The organism is Dictyobacter kobayashii (assembly GCF_003967555.1).
Classification (GTDB): Bacteria; Chloroflexota; Ktedonobacteria; order Ktedonobacterales; family Ktedonobacteraceae; genus Dictyobacter; species Dictyobacter kobayashii.
On sequence record NZ_BIFS01000001.1, the window covers coordinates 4,370,456 to 4,390,470 of the forward strand.

General features: G+C 51.6%; 15 protein-coding genes. 6 read left to right on the forward strand and 9 right to left on the reverse strand.

What is annotated here, in order from left to right:
• Positions 1-105: 105 nt before the first annotated feature.
• Positions 106-3,690, reverse strand: coding sequence for a methionine synthase (gene metH, locus EL645_RS19150; protein ID WP_126551989.1), 3,585 nt, complete (start codon positions 3,688-3,690; stop codon positions 106-108).
• A gap of 384 nt (positions 3,691-4,074) precedes the next feature.
• Between metH and EL645_RS19155 the strand changes: the two genes are divergently transcribed.
• The gene (locus EL645_RS19155) at positions 4,075-5,244 is read left to right on the forward strand and encodes a carboxylate-amine ligase (RefSeq protein WP_126551990.1); all 1,170 of its coding nucleotides are present in this window, start codon (positions 4,075-4,077) and stop codon (positions 5,242-5,244) included.
• Positions 5,245-5,314: 70 nt separating this feature from the next.
• On the opposite strand, the gene EL645_RS19160 is transcribed toward EL645_RS19155, so the two are convergent.
• Complete coding sequence (locus tag EL645_RS19160; protein WP_126551991.1) at positions 5,315-6,499, reverse strand: aminotransferase class V-fold PLP-dependent enzyme; 1,185 nt, start codon at positions 6,497-6,499, stop codon at positions 5,315-5,317.
• Between the two features lie 512 nt (positions 6,500-7,011).
• Entirely contained in the window at positions 7,012-7,428 is a 417-nt protein-coding gene (locus EL645_RS19165) for a YbjQ family protein (RefSeq protein WP_161977495.1), read from the reverse strand.
• 170 nt (positions 7,429-7,598) lie between these two features.
• Here EL645_RS19165 and EL645_RS19170 point away from each other — a divergent pair, with 170 nt between their 5' ends.
• Positions 7,599-8,636, forward strand: a complete 1,038-nt coding sequence (locus EL645_RS19170) for a homoserine dehydrogenase (protein ID WP_161977496.1) — start codon at positions 7,599-7,601, stop codon at positions 8,634-8,636.
• Positions 8,637-8,670: 34 nt separating this feature from the next.
• Here EL645_RS19170 and EL645_RS19175 read toward each other — a convergent pair whose 3' ends face one another.
• On the reverse strand, positions 8,671-10,320 hold the full coding sequence (locus EL645_RS19175) for a mucoidy inhibitor MuiA family protein (protein WP_161977497.1): 1,650 nt from the start codon (positions 10,318-10,320) through the stop codon (positions 8,671-8,673).
• Positions 10,321-10,717: 397 nt separating this feature from the next.
• Here EL645_RS19175 and mutS point away from each other — a divergent pair, with 397 nt between their 5' ends.
• The 4 genes from mutS (at position 10,718) to mutL (ending at position 15,219) form a co-directional block, all read left to right on the forward strand.
• Complete coding sequence (mutS, locus tag EL645_RS19180; protein ID WP_126551995.1) at positions 10,718-12,598, forward strand: DNA mismatch repair protein MutS; 1,881 nt, start codon at positions 10,718-10,720, stop codon at positions 12,596-12,598.
• A 24-nt stretch (positions 12,599-12,622) separates the two neighbouring features.
• Complete coding sequence (locus EL645_RS44315; protein WP_281276338.1) at positions 12,623-12,751, forward strand: hypothetical protein; 129 nt, start codon at positions 12,623-12,625, stop codon at positions 12,749-12,751.
• Positions 12,752-12,883: 132 nt separating this feature from the next.
• Positions 12,884-13,441, forward strand: coding sequence for a MutS-related protein (locus EL645_RS19185; protein WP_126551996.1), 558 nt, complete (start codon positions 12,884-12,886; stop codon positions 13,439-13,441).
• A complete protein-coding gene (gene mutL, locus EL645_RS19190) occupies positions 13,441-15,219 on the forward strand; it encodes a DNA mismatch repair endonuclease MutL (RefSeq protein ID WP_126551997.1) in 1,779 nt (592 codons plus the stop codon). Before EL645_RS19185 ends, mutL begins: the two co-directional genes overlap by 1 nt.
• Before the next feature lie 67 nt (positions 15,220-15,286).
• On the opposite strand, the gene EL645_RS19195 is transcribed toward mutL, so the two are convergent.
• The 5 genes from EL645_RS19195 to EL645_RS19215 form a co-directional block, all read right to left on the reverse strand.
• Positions 15,287-16,114, reverse strand: a complete 828-nt coding sequence (locus tag EL645_RS19195) for a hypothetical protein (RefSeq protein ID WP_126551998.1) — start codon at positions 16,112-16,114, stop codon at positions 15,287-15,289.
• Positions 16,115-16,178: 64 nt separating this feature from the next.
• Positions 16,179-17,615, reverse strand: a complete 1,437-nt coding sequence (locus EL645_RS19200; RefSeq protein ID WP_126551999.1) for an MFS transporter — start codon at positions 17,613-17,615, stop codon at positions 16,179-16,181.
• Between the two features lie 114 nt (positions 17,616-17,729).
• Positions 17,730-17,954, reverse strand: a complete 225-nt coding sequence (locus tag EL645_RS19205) for a DUF951 domain-containing protein (protein WP_126552000.1) — start codon at positions 17,952-17,954, stop codon at positions 17,730-17,732.
• Positions 17,955-17,960: 6 nt separating this feature from the next.
• Positions 17,961-18,587, reverse strand: coding sequence for a nicotinate-nucleotide adenylyltransferase (gene nadD, locus EL645_RS19210; RefSeq protein WP_126554275.1), 627 nt, complete (start codon positions 18,585-18,587; stop codon positions 17,961-17,963).
• Between the two features lie 85 nt (positions 18,588-18,672).
• A complete protein-coding gene (locus EL645_RS19215; protein ID WP_161977498.1) occupies positions 18,673-19,686 on the reverse strand; it encodes a mechanosensitive ion channel family protein in 1,014 nt (337 codons plus the stop codon).
• Positions 19,687-20,015: the final 329 nt, after the last annotated feature.

Genomic DNA, 20,015 nt, shown 5'->3' on the forward strand with positions numbered 1-20,015 from the left:
ATCTTCATAATGTTACACTATTTTATATGAAGATAAAGGCAAAAGAGGAGCCTTGCTATGTTCAGCAAGGTTCCTCTTTTGCCTTTATCGGACGATATATAGGTATTAGACGCCGACAGTCTCTTCGTTTTGTACGCGAATCGCGAAGTAGACGGCTTGCTGGTGGTGAGTGATCATGGCGGCTGTTGATTGTTCTGGGACCAATTGATAGGCCTCTGTCAGGGAGACGCCAATGCTTTGCTCGACTGGGAGCAGCTTAAAGAGTTTTTCGTGATCGGCCAGGTCGGGTATGGCTGGATAGCCCCAGCTATAGCGGCGGCCACGCGACTCATCGGTTAAGCCGAGTTCCTGGCGCACAACCCGATTGGTGTATTCAGCCAACCCTTCCGCCATCTCAACGGCCAGGCCATGCAGGAAGTAGGCCTCAGAATACTGACCTTTGTCCTGCAGTGCCTGAATAGCGTTGCTGGCCTCGTGTCCCATCGTGACTACCTGTAAAGGAAGCACATCGACTTTGCCGCTCTGTACCGAGGTGAAGTAGTCGGCCATGCAGAGACGATCATGCTCTGTCTGGCGGCGGAAGACGAAGCGTGTCACTTCACGCAGCTGGCCATCCTGCTGGAACTGTACTGGATCATAGACGAGTAGTTCATTGCCGCTGGATTGGCAGGGATAATAGCCATACACTACTTTGGGTTGCAGATAGCGCTGCTGGCGCGCCTCACGCAGCATGCGTTCAAGCCGTGGCTCAAAATCCTGCTCGACCAGGCGGGTGAACTCCTCGCCATGGGCCTTACCGCCCCAATGGAGCCGGTAGAGCGTCTTATAATCCATGCAGGCCGCGACATCTTCCAGCCCAATGCGCTCCAGGATGCGTGGTCCCCAGAATGGTGGTGTTGGGATTGAATGCGCTGGCTGTATGCTGCTGGATGGCGTGGTGACCACCTCCTGTGCTACCGGGGCAGCTTCGGCACCCTTAGCGTTCTTCTTTTGACGCTCGTTGAGCGCCTCGCTCTGAATACGCTGTACAAACTTCTCGCGTTCTTCAGGTGGATTGGTCAGCTTATCGACGATATCCAGTCCCTCAAAGGCATCGCGGGCGTAGAAGACGCCCGGCTTGTATGGGGTGGGGACGGAATCGGCCTTCTGCTCATCTACAAAGAGGATGCGCCGTCCAAAGGAACGATTGATGGCCGCGCCACCGATGATGACCGGGAAAGGCAGATCGCGCTTGTGCAGCTCTTTGACGCACAGCGGCATCTGTTTGGAGGTACTGACCAGCAGGGCCGAGAGACCAATCACATCGGCTTTGACCTCAATGGCCTTTTCCAGGATGGTATTCAATGGAACCTGTTTGCCCAGGTCGTAGACGGTGTAGCCATTATTGCTGAGGATGGTGTTGACCAGGTTTTTACCAATATCGTGGACATCGCCATAGACCGTGGCCAGCACAACCTTGCCTTTGGTGTAGCCTTCCTGTTTCTCCAGATAGTTCTCCAGGTGGGCCACCGAGCGCTTCATCACCTCTGCCGACTGTAGTACAAACGGCAGGATCAATTCACCGGCTCCAAAGCGATCTCCCACATCTTTCATGGCGGGCAAGAGCACCGTATTCAACACGTTGACCGCTGCATCGTTATTGTTGACCTCCAGGCTGCTAGCGCGCTCGGCCACTACCTGGTCAATCAAAGGCTCAATGCCTTCTTTGCGGCGATGCAGGATCTGCCAGTGGATGCGCTCGGCCACCTCCATGCCCTCGGTGGGATCAACCTTGTCGTTGGCATCGCTTTTTTGTGGTCCATGTTGCTCAAAGTAGTTAATGAAGCGCGGCAACGCATCAGGGCGATTGAAGATCAGGTCGTCCGCCAACTTGCGCTGCTCGTCATCGATCTCCGCATACGGTGTGATATGGGAAGGATTGACGATCGCCATATCCAGGCCCGCCCTCACCGCGTGATAAAGGAAGACGCTATTGAGGACCGCGCGTGCATGCTGTTTCAAGCCAAATGAACCATTGCTGACACCCAGGATCGTCATCACGCCCGGAAGCTCGGCTTTGATACGCTTGATGGCCTCCAGAGTCTCAATGGCCGCCGTTTGCAGTTCCTCCTGGCCGGTTGTAATCGGAAAGGTTAAGGCATCAAAGACCAGTGAATTGGGTGAGAGGCCATATTCATTGACGCAGATATCATAGATTTTATGGGCAATCTCGACTTTACGTTCTGTGGTCTTGCCCATACTGATCTCGTCGATGGTCAGCGCAATTACTGCAGAGCCATGCTCTATAGCCAGCGGGATCACTTTTTCGATGCGTTGACGTCCCATCTCCATATTAATGGAGTTGATCAGAACTCGGCCCGGGGCGATCTCTAGCGCAGCCTTAATTACATCGGCTTCGGTGCTATCTATTACCAGCGGAGCCTCGCTACCCATCGAGAGTTTCTTGACGAGGGTCGCCATCTGCACATCTTCGTCGGTGCGCTCGGTCAAGGCAACCTGCACGTCTAAGACGTGTGCACCTCCCTCAACCTGCTCACGGCCAATCGCCAGCAAGGTATCATAATCATCGGCCAGCAGGGCCTGTTTGGCTTTACGGCTGCCGGTTGAGTTGACGCGCTCACCCACGATCAGGGGCGCTGGATCTTGCTGCATCGAGGTGGCGCGGATACCACTGGAGAGGAAGGGAGGGATGATCTGCTGGAAGTTTTTCTGGGCGATATTATTGTCGGCAATAGGTCGTGGCTGACGGGGAGCATTGCGACAGGCTTTGACGATGGCCTGCAGATGCTCATGGCTACTGCCACAACAGCCGCCGATGATATTGACGCCAAACTCGGTCACGAACTCATAGAGCGCCTTCGCCATTGGCTCTGGCTCCATTGGATAGACGGCCTGGCCGTTCACATTCAATGGAATACCGGCATTGGGGATAGTAGAGATGGGCAGTGGACAGTTTTCAGCCAGGAAGCGTACGGGTTCACGCATGTGCTCGGGACCCGTGGAGCAGTTGAGGCCAACGATATCTACGCGCAAGGCTACCAGGGTGGTCATGACCGCCGCGATATCTGTTCCCAGCAGCATGCGTCCACTGGTGTCCAGCGAAACCTGGGCCTGAATGGGCACCTCGCGATCAGCATCCTGCATCGCCTGGCGCAAGCCGGTAATCGTAGCACGTACTTCCAGGATATCCTGACTGGTCTCGATCAAGAAGACATCCACTCCGCCTTCCAGCAAGCTTTTGCCCTGCTCACGGAAGATGGCTACCAGTTGTTGATACGTAATATTGCTCAACAGGGGATCGTCAGAAGAAGGGAGCATACCGGTGGGACCGACCGAACCGGCCACAAAGCGCGGCTGCTCGGGTGTGCTATAGCGGTCGGCCACCTTACGGGCCAGTCGGGCCGCTGTAAAATTGACCTCGTGGGTCAGGTGTCCTATACCGTACTCATCTAACTTTAAACGACTGGCCGTAAATGAATCCGTTTCAATAACGTCACAGCCAGCTTCCATAAAGCCCGCATGGATTTCCTCGATGACATTGGGTTTGGTCAGCACAAGGTATTCATTACAACCTTCCGTTGCCTCACCACCATAGTCTTCGGCGGTAAGTTGATAACGTTGAATGTTTGTGCCCATCGCTCCATCATAGATTAAAATACGTTGGGCCAGTGTATCGAGAAATCGGCTCATATTCCCTCCGGACTTCTGGGATAAGCTAGTATGATACATTTATAGAGTGATGTTTTTGATAGAATCAGACACCATCCTTGAATAAAGTATATGGAGGATAGTTTGCTGCATCTTCTACTTCCTGGGTGACAAAATACCCGATTGTTTTTCCTCTAGGCGGATAGTAAATTTCCCCTCGGCGTATAGGTGTCATGGTGTATTATAACATGAGCTGCGAAGCAATAGTGAGAGCTATATATGTGCTGAAGACATATTCTTGATGGACTTTGTATATATATTCTATTGAATAGTTCTTGTGGGCCTGGAAACTGAACTGTCATCGGGATCGTAAGTAGAGTAACGATTCTGTTACCGGGTACTGGATTTTGATGGAGGTGTTGGCATATGCCACAACGTTTTATGCTAGGGATTGAGGAGGAGTTTCAGCTGGTAGATGTAAAGACCGGCAAGCTCGCCTCGCGTGCCCAGAGCATTCTAGATAAAGGGGCTCCTATCTTCGAAGAGCAGATCAAGCCGGAGATGCTGCAATCCGTACTGGAATTTGTATCACCGATTCTGCCTGACATTGGTGCGGCCCGCATGGAACTATATACATCGCGCGCATTGCTGGCACGTATCCTGCAAAAGGAGAATTTAGCCCTGGTGAGCGCCGGGACGCATCCCAGTTCTTCCTGGCATGAGCAGAAGCCGACCCCACATGAGCGTTATATGGAGTTGGAAGAGGAATATCAGGATGTGGCCCGCTCGATCTTGATCTTTGGCTTGCACGTTCATGTCTCGGTGGCCTCTAAAGAGCAGTCCGTCAAGTTAATGAACCAGGTACGTACCTGGCTGCCGCATATCCTGGCCCTCTCGTCCAACTCGCCATTCTGGAATGGGCGCATGACCGGCATTAAATCCTACCGTTCCGTGGTCTGGAAGCGTTTCCCTCGTAGTGGCACACCAGATGTCTTTCGAGATCGCGCGCACTTTGATAGCTTTGTCAACGATCTGGTTGAGATGAAATGTATCGACAACGGCAAAAAGATCTGGTGGGATATTCGCCCCCATCCGTTTTTTGATACCATTGAATTTCGTATCAGCGACATGCCGGGCACCATCGAGGATACACTGGCCCTGGCCGCGCTCTGTCAGGCCTTGATCGCCAAGCTCACACAAATGGATGAGAGTGGCAAAGAGGTCCCTGTCCTCTCGCGTGATTATGTGGATGAGAACAAATGGCGCGCCATGCGTTATGGCCTGGATGCCGAAGTGGTTGACTTCAGTGGGCGGCGTCTTCTTAGTATGCGCGACTCTATCCGTGAATTGCTCAACTTTGTTGATGATGTTGTTGATGAACTGGGCAGTCGCCGCGAGATGGATTATATTCGGGCCTTAATGGATGATCCACGTGGAACAGGTGCCGATCGCCAGATGGAGGTCTTTCAGCAAACCAATGATCCTGATAAGGTCAGCCAATTCTTAATTGAGCAGACCATGCAGGGCGTACAACTGGATGATGCCATGCTCTATGACAAATTTATTCGCTTCAAACCTTTTGAAATTCTGGGGTAAAATGATAGAGGGCAGACCTATAAATGCCTGCCCTCTTTTTTTATGCCTGATCTTAATCCTGTTTCAGCAATCAGAAATCGGCTATTTGCGCTATGGCTGCACTAAAGCGTGTGAGCTCTTCTAAGGTATTATAGTAGTGAACCGAGGCCCGCACCATTGTTGTCAGGCCGCGCGCCTCCATATCCAGGCGGGTCGAGTTACGTACCGCAACTGATACATTGATCTGTTGTCTGGCCAATTGCCGTTTAATCTCTTCTGGTTCAACCCCCTCAACCGTAAAGGTCACAATGCCACACTGTGTAATACCGCGATCCCGCACAATCACGCCGGGGATAGGGCTGAGCTGTGTGCGTAGATTATAGGAGAGCTCCTTGATGCGGCGCCAGATATTTTCGAGCCCCCAATCCAGCGCATAATCGATAGCCGTTGCCAGGCCAATCTTGCCAGCATAATTGGTCTCCCAGGTCTCGAAGCGCCGCGCGTCGGAGCGGATCTCATAGCGATCCCGACTTACCCAGGATGCAGAGTGTAGGTCAAGAACGATAGGCTCTAGCTGCTCGATCAATTCGCGGCGTACATAGAGAAAGCCAGTGCCACGTGGACCTCGCAGATACTTGCGTCCAGTCGTGGAAAGCATATCACAGCCGATTTTCTGTACATCGATCGGCATCTGGCCCACCGACTGACAGGCATCAACCAGGTAAAGGATGCCCGCCTCGCGTGCTACCTTGCCGATCTCGACAATTGGATTGACCAGGCCGCCACTGGTCGGCACATGGGTAATCGAGATCAGCTTAACCCGTTGATCCAGCATATTGCGCAGCGCCTCGACCGAAACCTGGCCATAAGCATCATCAGGAATAGCCTCGATAACGACACCAGTCTTCTGTGCCAGCTGGAGATAGGCAATATAATTGCTGGCATATTCCGCCATCGAAGTCAGAATACGATCTCCGGCCTTAAACGGCAGCGAATAGAATGCAGTATCCCAGGCTCGCGTTGCGCTCTCCATAAAAGCAATCTCGTCGCGTGAACAATTGATCAGCTTCGCCGCCGCATCATACGCATGATCCAGCACCTCCTGGCGCTGTTCTACCGCCTCATAGCCCCCGATCTGTGTTTCCAACTGCAGATGTGCAATCGTCGCATCTAACACCGGCTGTGGCATCAACGACGAACCCGCATTATTCAGGTGTAAAATATGCTGGCTCCCCGGCGTATCCTGACGTGCCCGCTCGACATCAAATAAAGGCATGATCCACTCCTCTTTTTTAATTGTTATTGTAGCAGACCAACCAGGGAATTGAGACCAGCCATTTCTCCCCAATTTCAAGTATATTTACCACCATCTATTCGTATAGCCTAAAGAGAGGATAGAGCATTATACTTTACATAAAAGAAGAAGAAGAGAAGAGAATGCCCAAAGAAACACGTGCGGGGCTTGCCCCCGCTTCATACGTTTATGCCCGAAAACAAAAAATAACTCTATAATATAAAAATAGCTGTAAAATTAAATTATTGTTGCTTTTTCGATTTTGAAGATTAAAAGCGGGGACAAGCCCCGCACGTACAATTCGTGTTTCTTGTTGCGCTCAATTGATTATCTGGTTGCTAAGTGGGGTGTATTGGGCACAAGGCACGGATTGCGGCTTCTCGTGCGAGAAGCGTGTCGAGAAGCCGCAATCCTATGCCGCCTAGGGGTTCCGTTTCGTGTTTAAGAGACGTTCACGTAAAGGCCACACCCATAATGTTCGGTGTTGGGAGAATTTAATTGGTTGGGATGACGACGCGGCCCTGGTTGGTGGGAGGAAGGTTAGGCCCGGCGCCTACATAGCGTACGGCGGTCCCGATAGCTGTAACTTCCATCCATTCGTTATTGTGCATGAACTCAACTTTGATATCGACGCCGATCACACCATCGGCCCCTAACTGGTCGGCCTCAAATTGCATGCGACTGATGGCCAGCTCACGTGCCTGGTACATCAATTCAGAATATTCTTTTAGCTCGCCCTGGAAGTTGCTTTTAATGCCTACTAACCAGTTGCGAACCGCGCCCATGGAATAGATACAGTTGCCGACCACTAATCCCACAGGTTGAAAGCCCTTGTCTACGACCAGCCAGAACTCCTGGCCGCTTAAGTCAGAAGTAAATGCGCGTCCCCGATAGCCTGGTTTAACATCCATTACGTGACGAGGCCCATTCATGCTCTTTATACTCGCTTTCTCTGCTGCAAAAACACCCTTATTGTTTGAAAAGTTGTCGCTGTGTATTTTTGGTGCTTATAACGCATCATGGTTTGATTGCTATGTTAGAATAAACGCAATCATTATCGATACTTCCAATGGGGGCTTGTATGAAGACTTATAATCTCTGCTTGTTAGGCTTTGGCAATGTGGGGCGCGCGTTACTGCTGCTATTACAGGAGAAGACGGTTGAGCTACGAGAGCGCTATAGTATAGAATGGTGCCTTACCGGGGTGGCCACACGGCGCCTGGGCTGGCTGGCTAATCCTGATGGGCTGGATGTTTCAGCGTTGCTGGCCGGGCAGTTTGAACAGATACAGAGCGTTGAGACCTGCCACAATGTTCGAGATTGGCTCGTTGTTGGTAAGGCAGATGTGTTATTTGAGTTGACCTCGTTGAATGTTACTAGCGGGCAACCGGCTATCGAGCATATTCGAGCTGCCCATGAACATGGCGCCCATGCGATTACCGCCAATAAAGGGACGGTGGTGCATGGCTACCACGAGTTGCAGGCTCTGGCCCAGCAGCAGCAACGACGTTTCCTGTTTGAGGCTACCGTCATTGGAGGCGCCCCGGTATTTTCTCTCTTCAATAGCGCGTTGCCTGCCGCCAATATATTGCGCTTTCGTGGCTTGCTGAATGCTACCAGCAACGTGATTATCGAAGAGATGGAGCAGGGTAAGAGCTTTGAGCAGGCCGTACAGACCGCTCAGTCCCTGGGGATCGCTGAGACCGATCCATCTGCAGATGTGGATGGCTGGGATGCGGCCGTTAAGGTGAGCGCTATCGCGACGGTATTGATGCATACGCCAACCTCATTGGAGCAGATCGAGGTTGAAGGGATTCGGGACCTGGATGTGGCTCAGGTGCAGGCGGCGCGGGCCGCGGGAACGCCCTATAAACTGGTGGCTGAGATAGAAAAGACCACGGATGGCGTGAAAGCTTTTGTAAAACCGCTTGCGCTGGCCGCTGATGATCCACTGGTCGCCGTGAAAGGTGGTTCTTTGCTGGCTCATTTTGCGCTCGATGTCATTCCTGGTTTGACCGTCACCCTGGATGTGCCCGATAACGGACCTACCGGACCCGTAGGCCCGGCGGTTACCGCGTATGATGTACTGGCTGACTTTATTCGAGCGGTCCAGCCCTGACGGTTTTCAAACGGTTTTCAAATTGAGTAGCGCTCTATGGTAGGCCGATGACGCGCAGCGTCTGGGGATGCTCGATGATAAAGCGATATTCAATGACATATTCCCCATTAGCTGGCAGGATCTGCTCCCAGGTGAGCAATTCCAACTTGGTGCGCTCAACAGGCGCGGGGGTGATGTTTTGTATCTTCACCTTAATGCGTTCATGTTGCGCCACCGGTATATGATCTTTAATCACCACTTTGCGAGGCGTGGTCGCATAGTTATGGACGGTGATGCGATAAGCATAGGTGCTACGCCTGATATCGCCTTGTAGCAGGTTCCCTTTATCCACTGCGCGCTCGATAGGCTCGCGTTTGATCTTCAGGTTATCATCGATGCCCAGGAAGATTTTGAACTCTTCGCGCGCGGCAGTGAAGTCCAGTTTAGTGGTGCCGACATATTCAGCATCCAGAAAAATGCTGGCCTGACCATCTAAAAGGATGCGCTCAGTGGTGTTGATCACAGTGGCACGCATATGGGCATTGGTTTCCAGGGCAGGCGCACTGACATAATCAAAATCGCAGGGTAGATCGTCGCGCGCAATAGTGGTTTTGTGGGGTGAATTATCAGAAGGAATATCCACCGAGCGGCCAACGCGGAAGATCAGTGCCGTTCCGCTGCGCTCAACCGTGGCAGTAGCGATCTCTGCCTCGACAGGCGGGGGGGCCATCGCTCCCAATAGAACCTCCTCTTCATCCTCCATCGCAATGCCACCAGTGGGGACCGCCATACTACGTTGCATCATGGCTTTCCTGCTCGGACCGCTGTACATAGGAGCTGCCGCCGCGACGGCCATTGGACGTGGAGGAGGTGGATTGTATTCTTTGAGATACCAGGGTTGTAATTCTGGTAAGATGGCTGCCTGGCTGGGACGCGCGGTTGACAGTGCCAACTCCACCTGGTCCCAGTTTTCACCTGTTGACTGCTGTACCATACCAATATAGGTCAGTTCTACCTTGCCCCTGGTTTGTTGCTCATCGAGATGAACCCGGATATCGTATTGGGGATACCAGGAGGCGTTACGCACCAGATAGGAGATCTCAACCTCTAATTCGCCCGCATTTGCCAGTTCGACTATGACCACGGCCGCCTGGCGATCGGTGGTGCCCTGATTGCCCTGGCGTTGATAATATTCGCGTTGCTTGGCATCGATCTGGGATTGGACCTGCTGAATCTGTGTTTCCAGTTGCAAGGCGGCCTCGGCATCCTGGGTAGCCTGGGTAGACATAAAGCCAAAGAAATCAGAGCAGTCCTGGGGCTTCATCTGACCCTGGGCCAGGCCACGCGCAAAATCTTTGGACTGCTCACCGAGCGCGCGCAGCCACTGGCGCCGATCTTTCAAGGCATCCTGCCTGGCCTGCAATAGCCTCTGCTGATGTTGCAGCTCTTCAAGTTCCGTCTGGATACGGTCTAGATCCTCTTCGGGTGACCGAGGGTAAAAGGCGGTGGTAATATCAACATTAAGAATACGTGTACCCTGAGGTCCATGACCAGAGGCACGCAGCGAGTCCCGTAAAAACTGTGGCAAATTATTGACTCGAATCTCATGCTCACCAGCTTCCAGCGTGATCTTGCCTTTACGCGTCACCAATGCGCGGTCCGCATAGACTGTGACGGCAGTGATAGGGGCAGTAATATCTGTCATGTATATTATCCCTTCCTGCATATGATGGAATCGAACCACATCGAAGGGTTCTTAATGTAGGCGAAGAAATAGTGAATAGGTCCGTCTTATGTGTTGATCGGTACACTATGAAGTACGCTAGATACAGGAAAAAGTTTTGAAATAGGAGCCGTGGCTATGTATTTCACCCCTCCATGAAAGTAGAGCAAGGTCAGATGGGCTTCTTTGTATACGAGAAGTAATGTCAACAGAAGAAAGCGGATTGAACGTGTTATAATGTGTTCCTAAAGGTGGTCTGGTCTCGTGTGTAAAGCTTCTGCCTCTTTTACCATAATTGGAAGTGCAAATGAGAATAGAAGGTGTGAGGATGGTTTAATGTCCCGCCTGGACTATCTTTAAAATTAATAAAGAGGAACGTATGGCGACTCTGAGTCCTGCCCGCAAACAATATCTAGAATTCAAAAAACAATTTCCCGATGCTATCTTGATGTATCAGGTTGGAGATTTTTTTGAAACGTTTGATGAAGATGCTTATATTACTGCGCGTGAATTACAAATTGTGCGCACAACGCGTTCATATAGCAGGGGAAAAGAGCGGGTTCCGTTAGCTGGTATTCCTAAACACGCGCTGGAGAACTACGTTGGCAAACTGATCCAGCGCGGCTACAAAGTGGTTATCTGCGAGCAACTGGGAAGTGAAGTCCCCAAGGGGCGCGAGGTGGTCGATCGAGCTGTCACACGCATCCTGACAGCCGGAACGTTGTCTGAACCCAATTTGCTGCCGGCCCGCCAGAATAATTATCTGGTCGCGATCGCCAGCGGCAGAACCCAGACTGCTCTGGCCGCTGTGGATGTCAGCACCGGCGAATTTATGGTCACCTGGTTTGCTCCCGATGAGTTGCCAGTAGCTTTAGATGCAGAGCTACAGCGGCTGGCTCCGGTTGAGTGTTTGCTGGTCGAAGGTGCGCATAAAGAAGAATATCAATTTCCTGCCAATAATGTCACCATCACCCATTGCCCGCCTTATTTTTATCAATATGAAACTGCCTATCATCGTTTATGTCGACAATTTGGTGTGCAGTCACTGGAATCTTTTGGCTGTGAGAATGAGACACAGGCGGTGGCCGCGGCCGGTGCGATTGTGGCGTATCTGGAAAAGATGAATGGCTCACTGCTCTCTCTGTTGACGGCCTTGCATTCGTATAGTACAACGCAATTTATGGTGCTGGACGCCCATACCCAGCGTAATCTTGAGCTATTGCAGGGGACGCGCAGTGGAACCCTGCAAGGTAGCTTGCTGGCTGTGCTGGATCGCACTATCACGCCGATGGGAGCGCGCCTGCTACGGCGAACAATTACGCAGCCATTGCTAGACCTGAGCGTCTTGAATGGCAGGCTGGCGAGTATTGAAGAGCTCTATGAGAGTCCCGCCATTCGCACACGCTTTACTATGTCTTTGCAAGAACTGGGAGACCTGGAGCGTGTCGCCGGCAGGATCAGGCAGGGGACCGCTGTACGCAACGAGGTACTTGGTCTACGCGATTACCTGGCCGAACTGCCAACCCTGCGCGATCTTTTGCAGAGCTGTGAGGCAGAATTATTGCTGGAGATCGCGGATGAACTTGATCCATGTCCCCAGGTCAGTGAGCTGATCAACCGCGCCCTGGTACGTCCTGATGAAGAGGACGATGAAGGGGATGAGGGTCGCTTGATTCGCCCTGGCTATCATGCGGAATTAGATGAGCTTTTTAATTCGATTCGGGACTCGCGCCGCTGGATGATTTCTCTGGAGGCTCGTGAACGCCAGCGCACGGGGATCAAGGCCCTGAAAGTGGGTTTTAATAAGGTCTTTGGCTACTATATTGAGGTTAGTAATGCTAATCTTAAGCTGGTGCCGTCCGATTATATGCGCAAGCAGACGCTGGTCAATGCCGAACGCTTTATTACGCCTGAATTGAAGGAGCATGAAGCCCTTATTCTCAGTGCTGTTGAGCGCATTGAAGAAATGGAGCGCAGTATCTATGCCGATGTTTTGCGCCAGATCGCGGTCTACTATCCTCAATTAATGACCAGCGCATCCTCAGTTGCTCGTATCGATGTGTTATTAAGTCTGGCTGAAGTGGCGCGCATCAAGGCTATGTGCGGCTGTATTGGAGCAGGTCATCGTCTGGAGATCGTGGTGGCAGACATCCAGTGGTCGAATATACCTGGATGGGATGTCTTTATCCCTAATGACACTCACCTTGAGGCTGCTAATGGTGAGCGCATCCTGTTGCTGACGGCCGAATATGGCCGGTAAATCTACTTATCTACGCCAGGTGCTTTGATTACTTGCTGGCAGATTGGTAGCTTTGTACCTGCGCGCAAGGCCCAGATTGCCTGGTGGATCGCATCTTTACCCGGTGCTGAAGATACGCCTGAGTACATCGTCTATGCTATGATGAATCCGTGAACTGATGACGCAAGGTACCATCTTTGCTAGCATCCGATGCCACGAAGTAGAGCCCATGAGCTTACATCTATTGCTGAAGATTGCGCAGCATGTGGATACCGCGTTTAAGCACTTGATGATGGTCCAGCACTTATGATGGCCATTGCGCGCGCTGTGGTGGAGCATCTGCACAATGAGATTGAGGCGCGCACCCTGTTTGCTACCCATTACCATGAGCTAGCGGCCCTGGACCAGGAATTAGCGCACCTGCATGTCTATACTGTAGCCATCAGTGAAGATGATCCCAATGGTATTGTCTTTTTGCATCGCGTGATTGCTGGTTGTGCTGAACGCAGTTTTGGCGTGCATGTTGCTAAACTGGCAGGCATGCCACCCTCCATCGTACAGCGCGCCGAGAAGGTATTACAGCAACTCGAAACCAATCCATCAGTGCTGACGGCAGCCCATAATTTCACGCAGCGCACCTCGCGCGTGGCCGAGTCCAATGGCTTTTATGCGTCCGGACACAGTCAATCGGGGCCGCTACTCGCTTTTCACTGGCAGACCCGGGCGGCCCAGAGTATCGCGGAGGCCGTTGAACGTGGCGAGCGCGCACCGTCGCTGGACGATATCGATGTCCAGGCTATTACCCCCATGGATGCCTTGAATTTATTATTTTTATTACAAAAGAAGAAGAATGTGCTGCATTGATGAGCCAGTTTTCTGATTTTCTGATTCAACGACCAGCGTTTGTGCGCGCTCCCCTGCATGAGTTGCCGCCCGCCGTTGCTGAACGCATCGCCGCTGGTGAGGTCATCGAGCGCCCGGTATCGGTCGTCAAAGAACTGATCGAGAACGCATTGGACGCGGGTGCGCAGGATATCCGTATCGAGGTGCGCGGTGGTGGGTTACGCCTGATCAGGGTTAGCGATGATGGCTATGGGATTCCTGAAGCCGAGCTGGCGACGGTCTGTGAGCGCCATACTACCAGCAAGCTGACGACCTTTGAAGATCTGGAGCATTTACACACCCTCGGTTTTCGTGGGGAGGCTCTGGCCAGTATTGCTACCATTGCGGAAGTTACCATTCAAAGTCGGGCCTGGGAGACCGAGCAGCCTGGGGAAGAGCAGCCTGCTTATTGGGTTAGCTGGCGCGGTGGGCAATTGCAGGAACGTGGCCGGCGCGCCCGCCCACACGGCACAACCGTGACCGTCACCGATCTCTTCTATAATGTACCAGCGCGCCTGAGCTATACCAGGGCGGCTCGTACCGAGAATGGTCATATCGTCCAACTGGTCCGGCGTTATGCGGTTGGCTATCCCTCCGTCCGCTTCTACCTGGCCCTGGATGAGCATACCGCTGTCCAGACCAGTGGTAGCGGCAATCTGGCTACTACCCTGACCGAGCTTTATCATCTTTCCCTGGCTGAGATGTTGCAGGAGATTGATGTTAGCGATGGCAAGCACTACTGGTTACGGGGCTATATGGGCAATCGTGTGCTGGCACAGAGTAGCCGGCAATACATAACCTTATTTATCAATGGACGCTGGGTGCAGTCGCGCGCATTACAAGAGGCCCTGGAGCAGGGCTATCGCAGTTTATTGCCCAAAGGCAAACATCCTTTGCTGGTACTGGCGGTAGAGGTGCCGCCCACTGAGGTAGATGTCAATGTTCATCCAGCCAAGACGGAAGTTCACCTGCTGCAAGAGGCGAAGATCAAAGAGGCTCTCATCCAGGTCGTAAAAGGACAGTTGGAGCGTAGCCCGGTGATACCGGAGGCCGTGCAATTTCCTGGCCCCGTCCTGGCCACCCAACGGCGTTTGCCGGGACCTCGACGCCGTGGACTGCATGTGGCTGAATCCGCTGAGGGCTATCGTGCTGAAGCTGCCGAACCAGGAACTGCGATCGCCATTGCCAGCCTGCATCCTCTGGCCCAGTTACAGCAGGCTGTGATTCTGGCCGAAGCCACCGATGGCAGCCTCTATCTCATTGATCAGCACCGGGCCCATGAGCGTATCATCTATGAACACCTGCGTAGCACGTATAGTGGTGTAAAGGCAGAAGAAGAGGAGATCCATACCCATCTTTTATTGGAGCCAGTGATTATCGAGATGAAGCGCTACGAGGCAGAATTGCTTGAGCAGCGCCTCCCCATGTTACGTGGCCTGGGTATTGAAGTTGAGCGCTTTGGGGGGCGTAGCTTCCTGGTTCGTTCAGTTCCGGCCAGCGAAGGGAGTGAGCAATTAGCCGCCCATTTACAGGAACTGGCTGAGATTGCCGCTGAAGATAGTGTTGATTGGGAAGATCATCTTTTAATAGGCCTGGCCTGCCGATCGGCACTCAAGCGTGGTCGTGAATTGGGTCCTGGCGAGCAGCGCACCCTACTCAAAAATCTCTCCAATGTAGCGGCGCCCGCCGTCTGTCCCCATGGCAGCCCCATTTTGTTGCACTACAGCCGCAGCTTCTTGATTAATAAATTCGATTGGTAGCAATGTTATAAGCATACATCTACCGGGGCGCTTTTTGTTGCAGGCCCTGGTAGATGTATGCTTAGCATCAATTACGTACCAGGCGCACCAGCCCTTCGGCCAGGACCAGGAAAGCGATGTCCAGGGCTAGCAGGACTGTGAGGGCGAAATCAATACGCGAGGATACAAATGTGGCTACAGCCAGCAGATCTTCGAGTCGCTGTGTATACCAGACGGCTGTGATGAAAAGGGCTGCCAGGACTGCCAGGCTGATCACAAACCAGCGCGCTCCATGCCAGTCCTGGTGGCTGGGCCATAGCTCGGAGGTCACAGACAGGATTAAATAAGGCGCAAAGATCAGTGTCCATAGTGGCCAACCTGGTCGAATGATCTGCCATTGTTGATGCGTGACATCGAATGGTATATCCCAGATTGTGTATCCAGTGGCTACCCAGTAGAGGAAAATAAAGGCTGCGATACCTCCAAAGAGGGGAGCCACCCCGCTAAAGCCGTCGCCGACATAGCTCATAAAACGGCCCTGCGGACGCACATATTGCACCTCGCCCAATTGCAGTGATTGCGGACCATTGCGCCGCACCACACGTCCTCCAGGCACGCGTTGTGCCATTGGCTTGATGCGGAAGAGCGTCACACTGGTAATGCGAAACCCAAATGGTGCGAAGAGCAGCACGACCAGAGCATGACTTAGCTCATGGACAATCACGCCCGGGGCATTCAGCCAGAACCAGATCAGCAGGCCTTTTTCGCGCAACGTCCGATAGCCAAATTCATCTATGCGGCGGCGCAATCCTTTACGTGTGATGCGTAGTAAGATAAAGAGAACAAAAACTCCTGCAATAATGAGCCAGGGTTGATATGGAGCAATCTGTTCCATAAGTTTAGTCTCTGGTGTCATTTCTCTCCAATCCTCACTTCTGTTCGCCTTATCGCTTCTTGTATTGTACGCGCATGTCTATGCCTCAATCAATAGGATGTCCATGAGATGATGTTGTGAGCTGTGCTTCCTCATCATTCGTGAGCTGTCCGACCTGTGGTTTTATGGTCATAGGATATTTCCGCTCATAATAAACGCCCCATATGCAGAAAATCAGTATACTGGCTGATAACAGGTACAGAACACGATCGATGTGCAAGGTATCTGCCAGCGCGCCAATCGACAGGATAATAGGAATAGAGCACGCATTATAAAGGACGAGCTGTAAGGCCAGGACGCGCCCCTTGATCCAGTCTGGTGTTAGCTCCTGCATTGCTGTCTGGGCTGGAATGTTTACAAAGTCGAGTGCGATACCCGCCACAAACATGCAGCCAGCCATGGCGACAAGTAGCCAGGGATCGGTATTCCAGCTTTTGGGTTCCAACCAGCGCGCAATAATAGTTGAGACTGGTAAGAGCAGGGTAGCTATGGTCAGGCCAATATTGCCGATCAAAATGGTCCGTAGTTTGCCCAGTCGGCGCGAGATCCTGGGCATAAAAATGGAGCCAAGGACTAAGCCGATGCCGGCTGGTGCAAAGACCAGGGCCATCAAATTAGCATTCAGTTTGAGCAGATCGGTTACAATTGGCGTCGCGATCTGTCCAATTACCAGGATGAGTACACCCACAAATGAGAGCTGGATTACAGCTAACAAGAGTGCATTTCTTTTACGGATAAAGTTCCAGCCCTGTTGCATCTCGTTTTTAATGTTGTGCATGATCCCCAGAGTTTGCACTGCTAGATCCGGGGTACTCTCGGCTTGTGGCTCCTCTCTCTGGGCGAAGCCAGATTGTGGAATCGACACGATCAATGCGGCGCAGATTAGATAGAGGACTGCGATAATTGCGTAGAGTTGGATGAATGCATCAATCGGGATGTTGAACAATCTGAAGGTAGGCAATAAACTGATGGCAATCGGGGCCAGCAAGACATAGCCGATAGCCTGTGAGAGCATGAACGTGATGTTAAATAGTGAGAGCGCTGGCATTAGCTCATCTTCATCGACCAGCATGGGAATCGCTGAGCCCTCGGCGGGCGTGAAAAACTGGCCGATGGCTGAAATAACAAATGTTAATAGATAAATGGGAATGAGTACGCTGCTGCGGTTAGCCAGCAGGATACAGGCAAACACAATGGTGGCGATTGCCCGTAAACAGTTGCTTGCCCAGAGGACGCGACGTTTGTTCATGCGATCCACAAAGACCCCGGCTGGTGCCCCAAAGAGTACCGCCGGTACGCTAAAGCAGATAATCGCGAGGCCGATCATAGTGGTTGAATGAACAATGCTATTGATCAACATAATCAAGGCGTAGTTAGTTGCGTTGAGAATGGTCATGGAGATAAGCTGAGCAAGCCAGAGGCGTAGGAAGTTTCTCTTTTTGAAAAGAGTGAGAAAACCTTTATTCGGTTGGGCTATTGCCATTATGCCATATCCTTGTACATCATACGAAATAATTCCTTCTATAACGCTGAGTATACAGGGATTTGGCAAGGAGATGCAAGTGGCGCTGTCAAATCGTGTTGTTTGCGTTGATAGTTATTCTTCATCAAATGGATCTGTTTCAGCTTGTGGGAGTCGGGGCAGCACCTGTTTGACGCGGCGTTCTACCTCTGAGCGCGGCAAGAGGATGCGCCGACCGCATTTTTCGCAGCGAAGCCCGATATCAGCCCCTAAGCGTACAACTTCCCAATCAAAGTTACCGCAGGGATGTTTTTTGCGCAGCCGGAGCCGATCCCCGATTTCAAATTGCATTGGTTGCATGAATATTTAGCCTTCTATATGGTATCGATAGAGGTTGTGGGCCTGGATGTATGCTTCAACCGCTTCTGGTGTCTGGTATTTGATGGGTCTGTCTTCAGCGATGCGGCGGCGCAGCTCGGTCGATGAGATATCCAATTGTGGAACCTCAATCAGGCACATCTTTTGTAGCAAGCCGGGCAAGCGAGCCTCTAATTGTTGATTATATGCCTCATTATCTTCATATCCCGGACGGTGTACTACAACCAGTCGATTCAACTGCTCAAGGATCTCTGCGGGCTTATACCAGGTTGGAAAGTCTTCCAGACTATCCCAGCCAATTACAAAGCAGAGCTCCACATCTTGTCCCCACTGTTCTTTAAGTAAGCGTAGCGTATCCACCAGGTAGGAAGGGCCTGGACGATCGATCTCGATGCGTGAGATGCTGAAATGAGGATTTGAGGCCACCGCCAATTCAACCATAGCCAGCCTGTCCTGTACAGGTGCCGTGGTACGTTTAGCTTTATGGGGAGGTTCGCCGGCGGGAATAAAAACCATCTCCGTTAGATTGAGAGCGTAGCGCACCTCTTCCGCCACAATCAAATGTGCATGGTGAATCGGGTCAAATGTTCCCCCCATTAAACCAATCGATCGCATCTTCACTGATAGCTACACTCCCTTATGCTAACGCCAATTTCTTCTTCCCCGGATTTTATCATACAGGCAACATTTAGGATAGATCTTAGATCGGTTCCTTGACGCTAATATCGGCATTGGGAAAGAGATTGTGCAATTCATAAACAACTGTTGAGATATCAATGATCTGACCGGTGGCAACCCAGAAGCGTATCTGCAACGAGACCTTGCCCTCCTCATAGCTATTGACCATCACGGCTGGATCTGGTTTGGTCATTACCTCATGATATTCTTTGAGCAGCATAAGAATTTTACTGCTGGTTTCATCGCGATCGAAATCTTCTTGTGGCATGGTCAGCAGCAGTAATGAGCGCCGCTCGCCAAAGTGGGTATTATTGATTACAGCATTACTGAAGATAAAAAGATTAGGTACGCTGACCTCTTCACCGCTGGTCAGGCGTAAGCGTGTTGCGCGTAATTGAATATCCTCTACTTTTCCGACGTAGGTAATCATACCGGAAGTGATATTGATTTGATCTCCAATATAGAAAGGCCGCTCCACCAGAATATAAAATCCGGCCACCAGATTCTTCAGGATATCCTGGAATGCCACCGTAATGGTAACTGTAAAGGCACTTAAGACAGCTACCGGAATACCGATAGGCACATTCCAGACCGAGAGGATAAAGAAGCCAGTGATTGAGAGGATAATGATATAGAGAACGCGCGCAAAGAAGGTGCGCATATTGATGTCGACGCGACTGGTCCCCAGGCTGCGTACCATCATGGCACGTACAGTTCTCGCCACGCCATTACCCAGCACCAGGATTAGTACCGTTTCGATCAAGCTCCAGGAAACAGGGATCGCTGCCTGTGGATTCTTAAAGACATTCTCGGTCAGGGTGGTAATGATGAACGAGGCATTAAAGATTGCCAGCGCGCCTATAACGCCGAGTAGCGTAGGTATAATAATGACGAGTGCGCCCAGCGTCTGGATGATCCAGTTGTCCAGCACGGTCTTATGCAAGCGGCGAACAAGCAAACGGCGGAGTAAAAGCCCTAATCCTAATGCCGCGATAATAGTGGCACTACCAATGGCTATCTGTATGGCAAAACCCATTGTTTGTGCCGTGCCAGGAGCTATTGCAATATTATTTAGTATAAACATCATACACAACACGAAAACCAACCCTCTAATTTTTACAGAAATATGAGCTCAATAACCCGTCTTTGGCCGCATTATATCATACAAACTTTTTGTTGGTCCCCAGGGGTGCGTTTAGTACTGACTACCAAAAATACCTGTGCTGATGTACCCGCCAGATAGTACTCTATTGCCGGTTCCTGGAATGCACTGCTAATCCCTTTTACGGTCAGATTTCACTGCTAAAAGTTATCTTCCAATGAGCCGTCAGGTTGGTTCGGTACAATAGAGAGCAAGGGCTATAT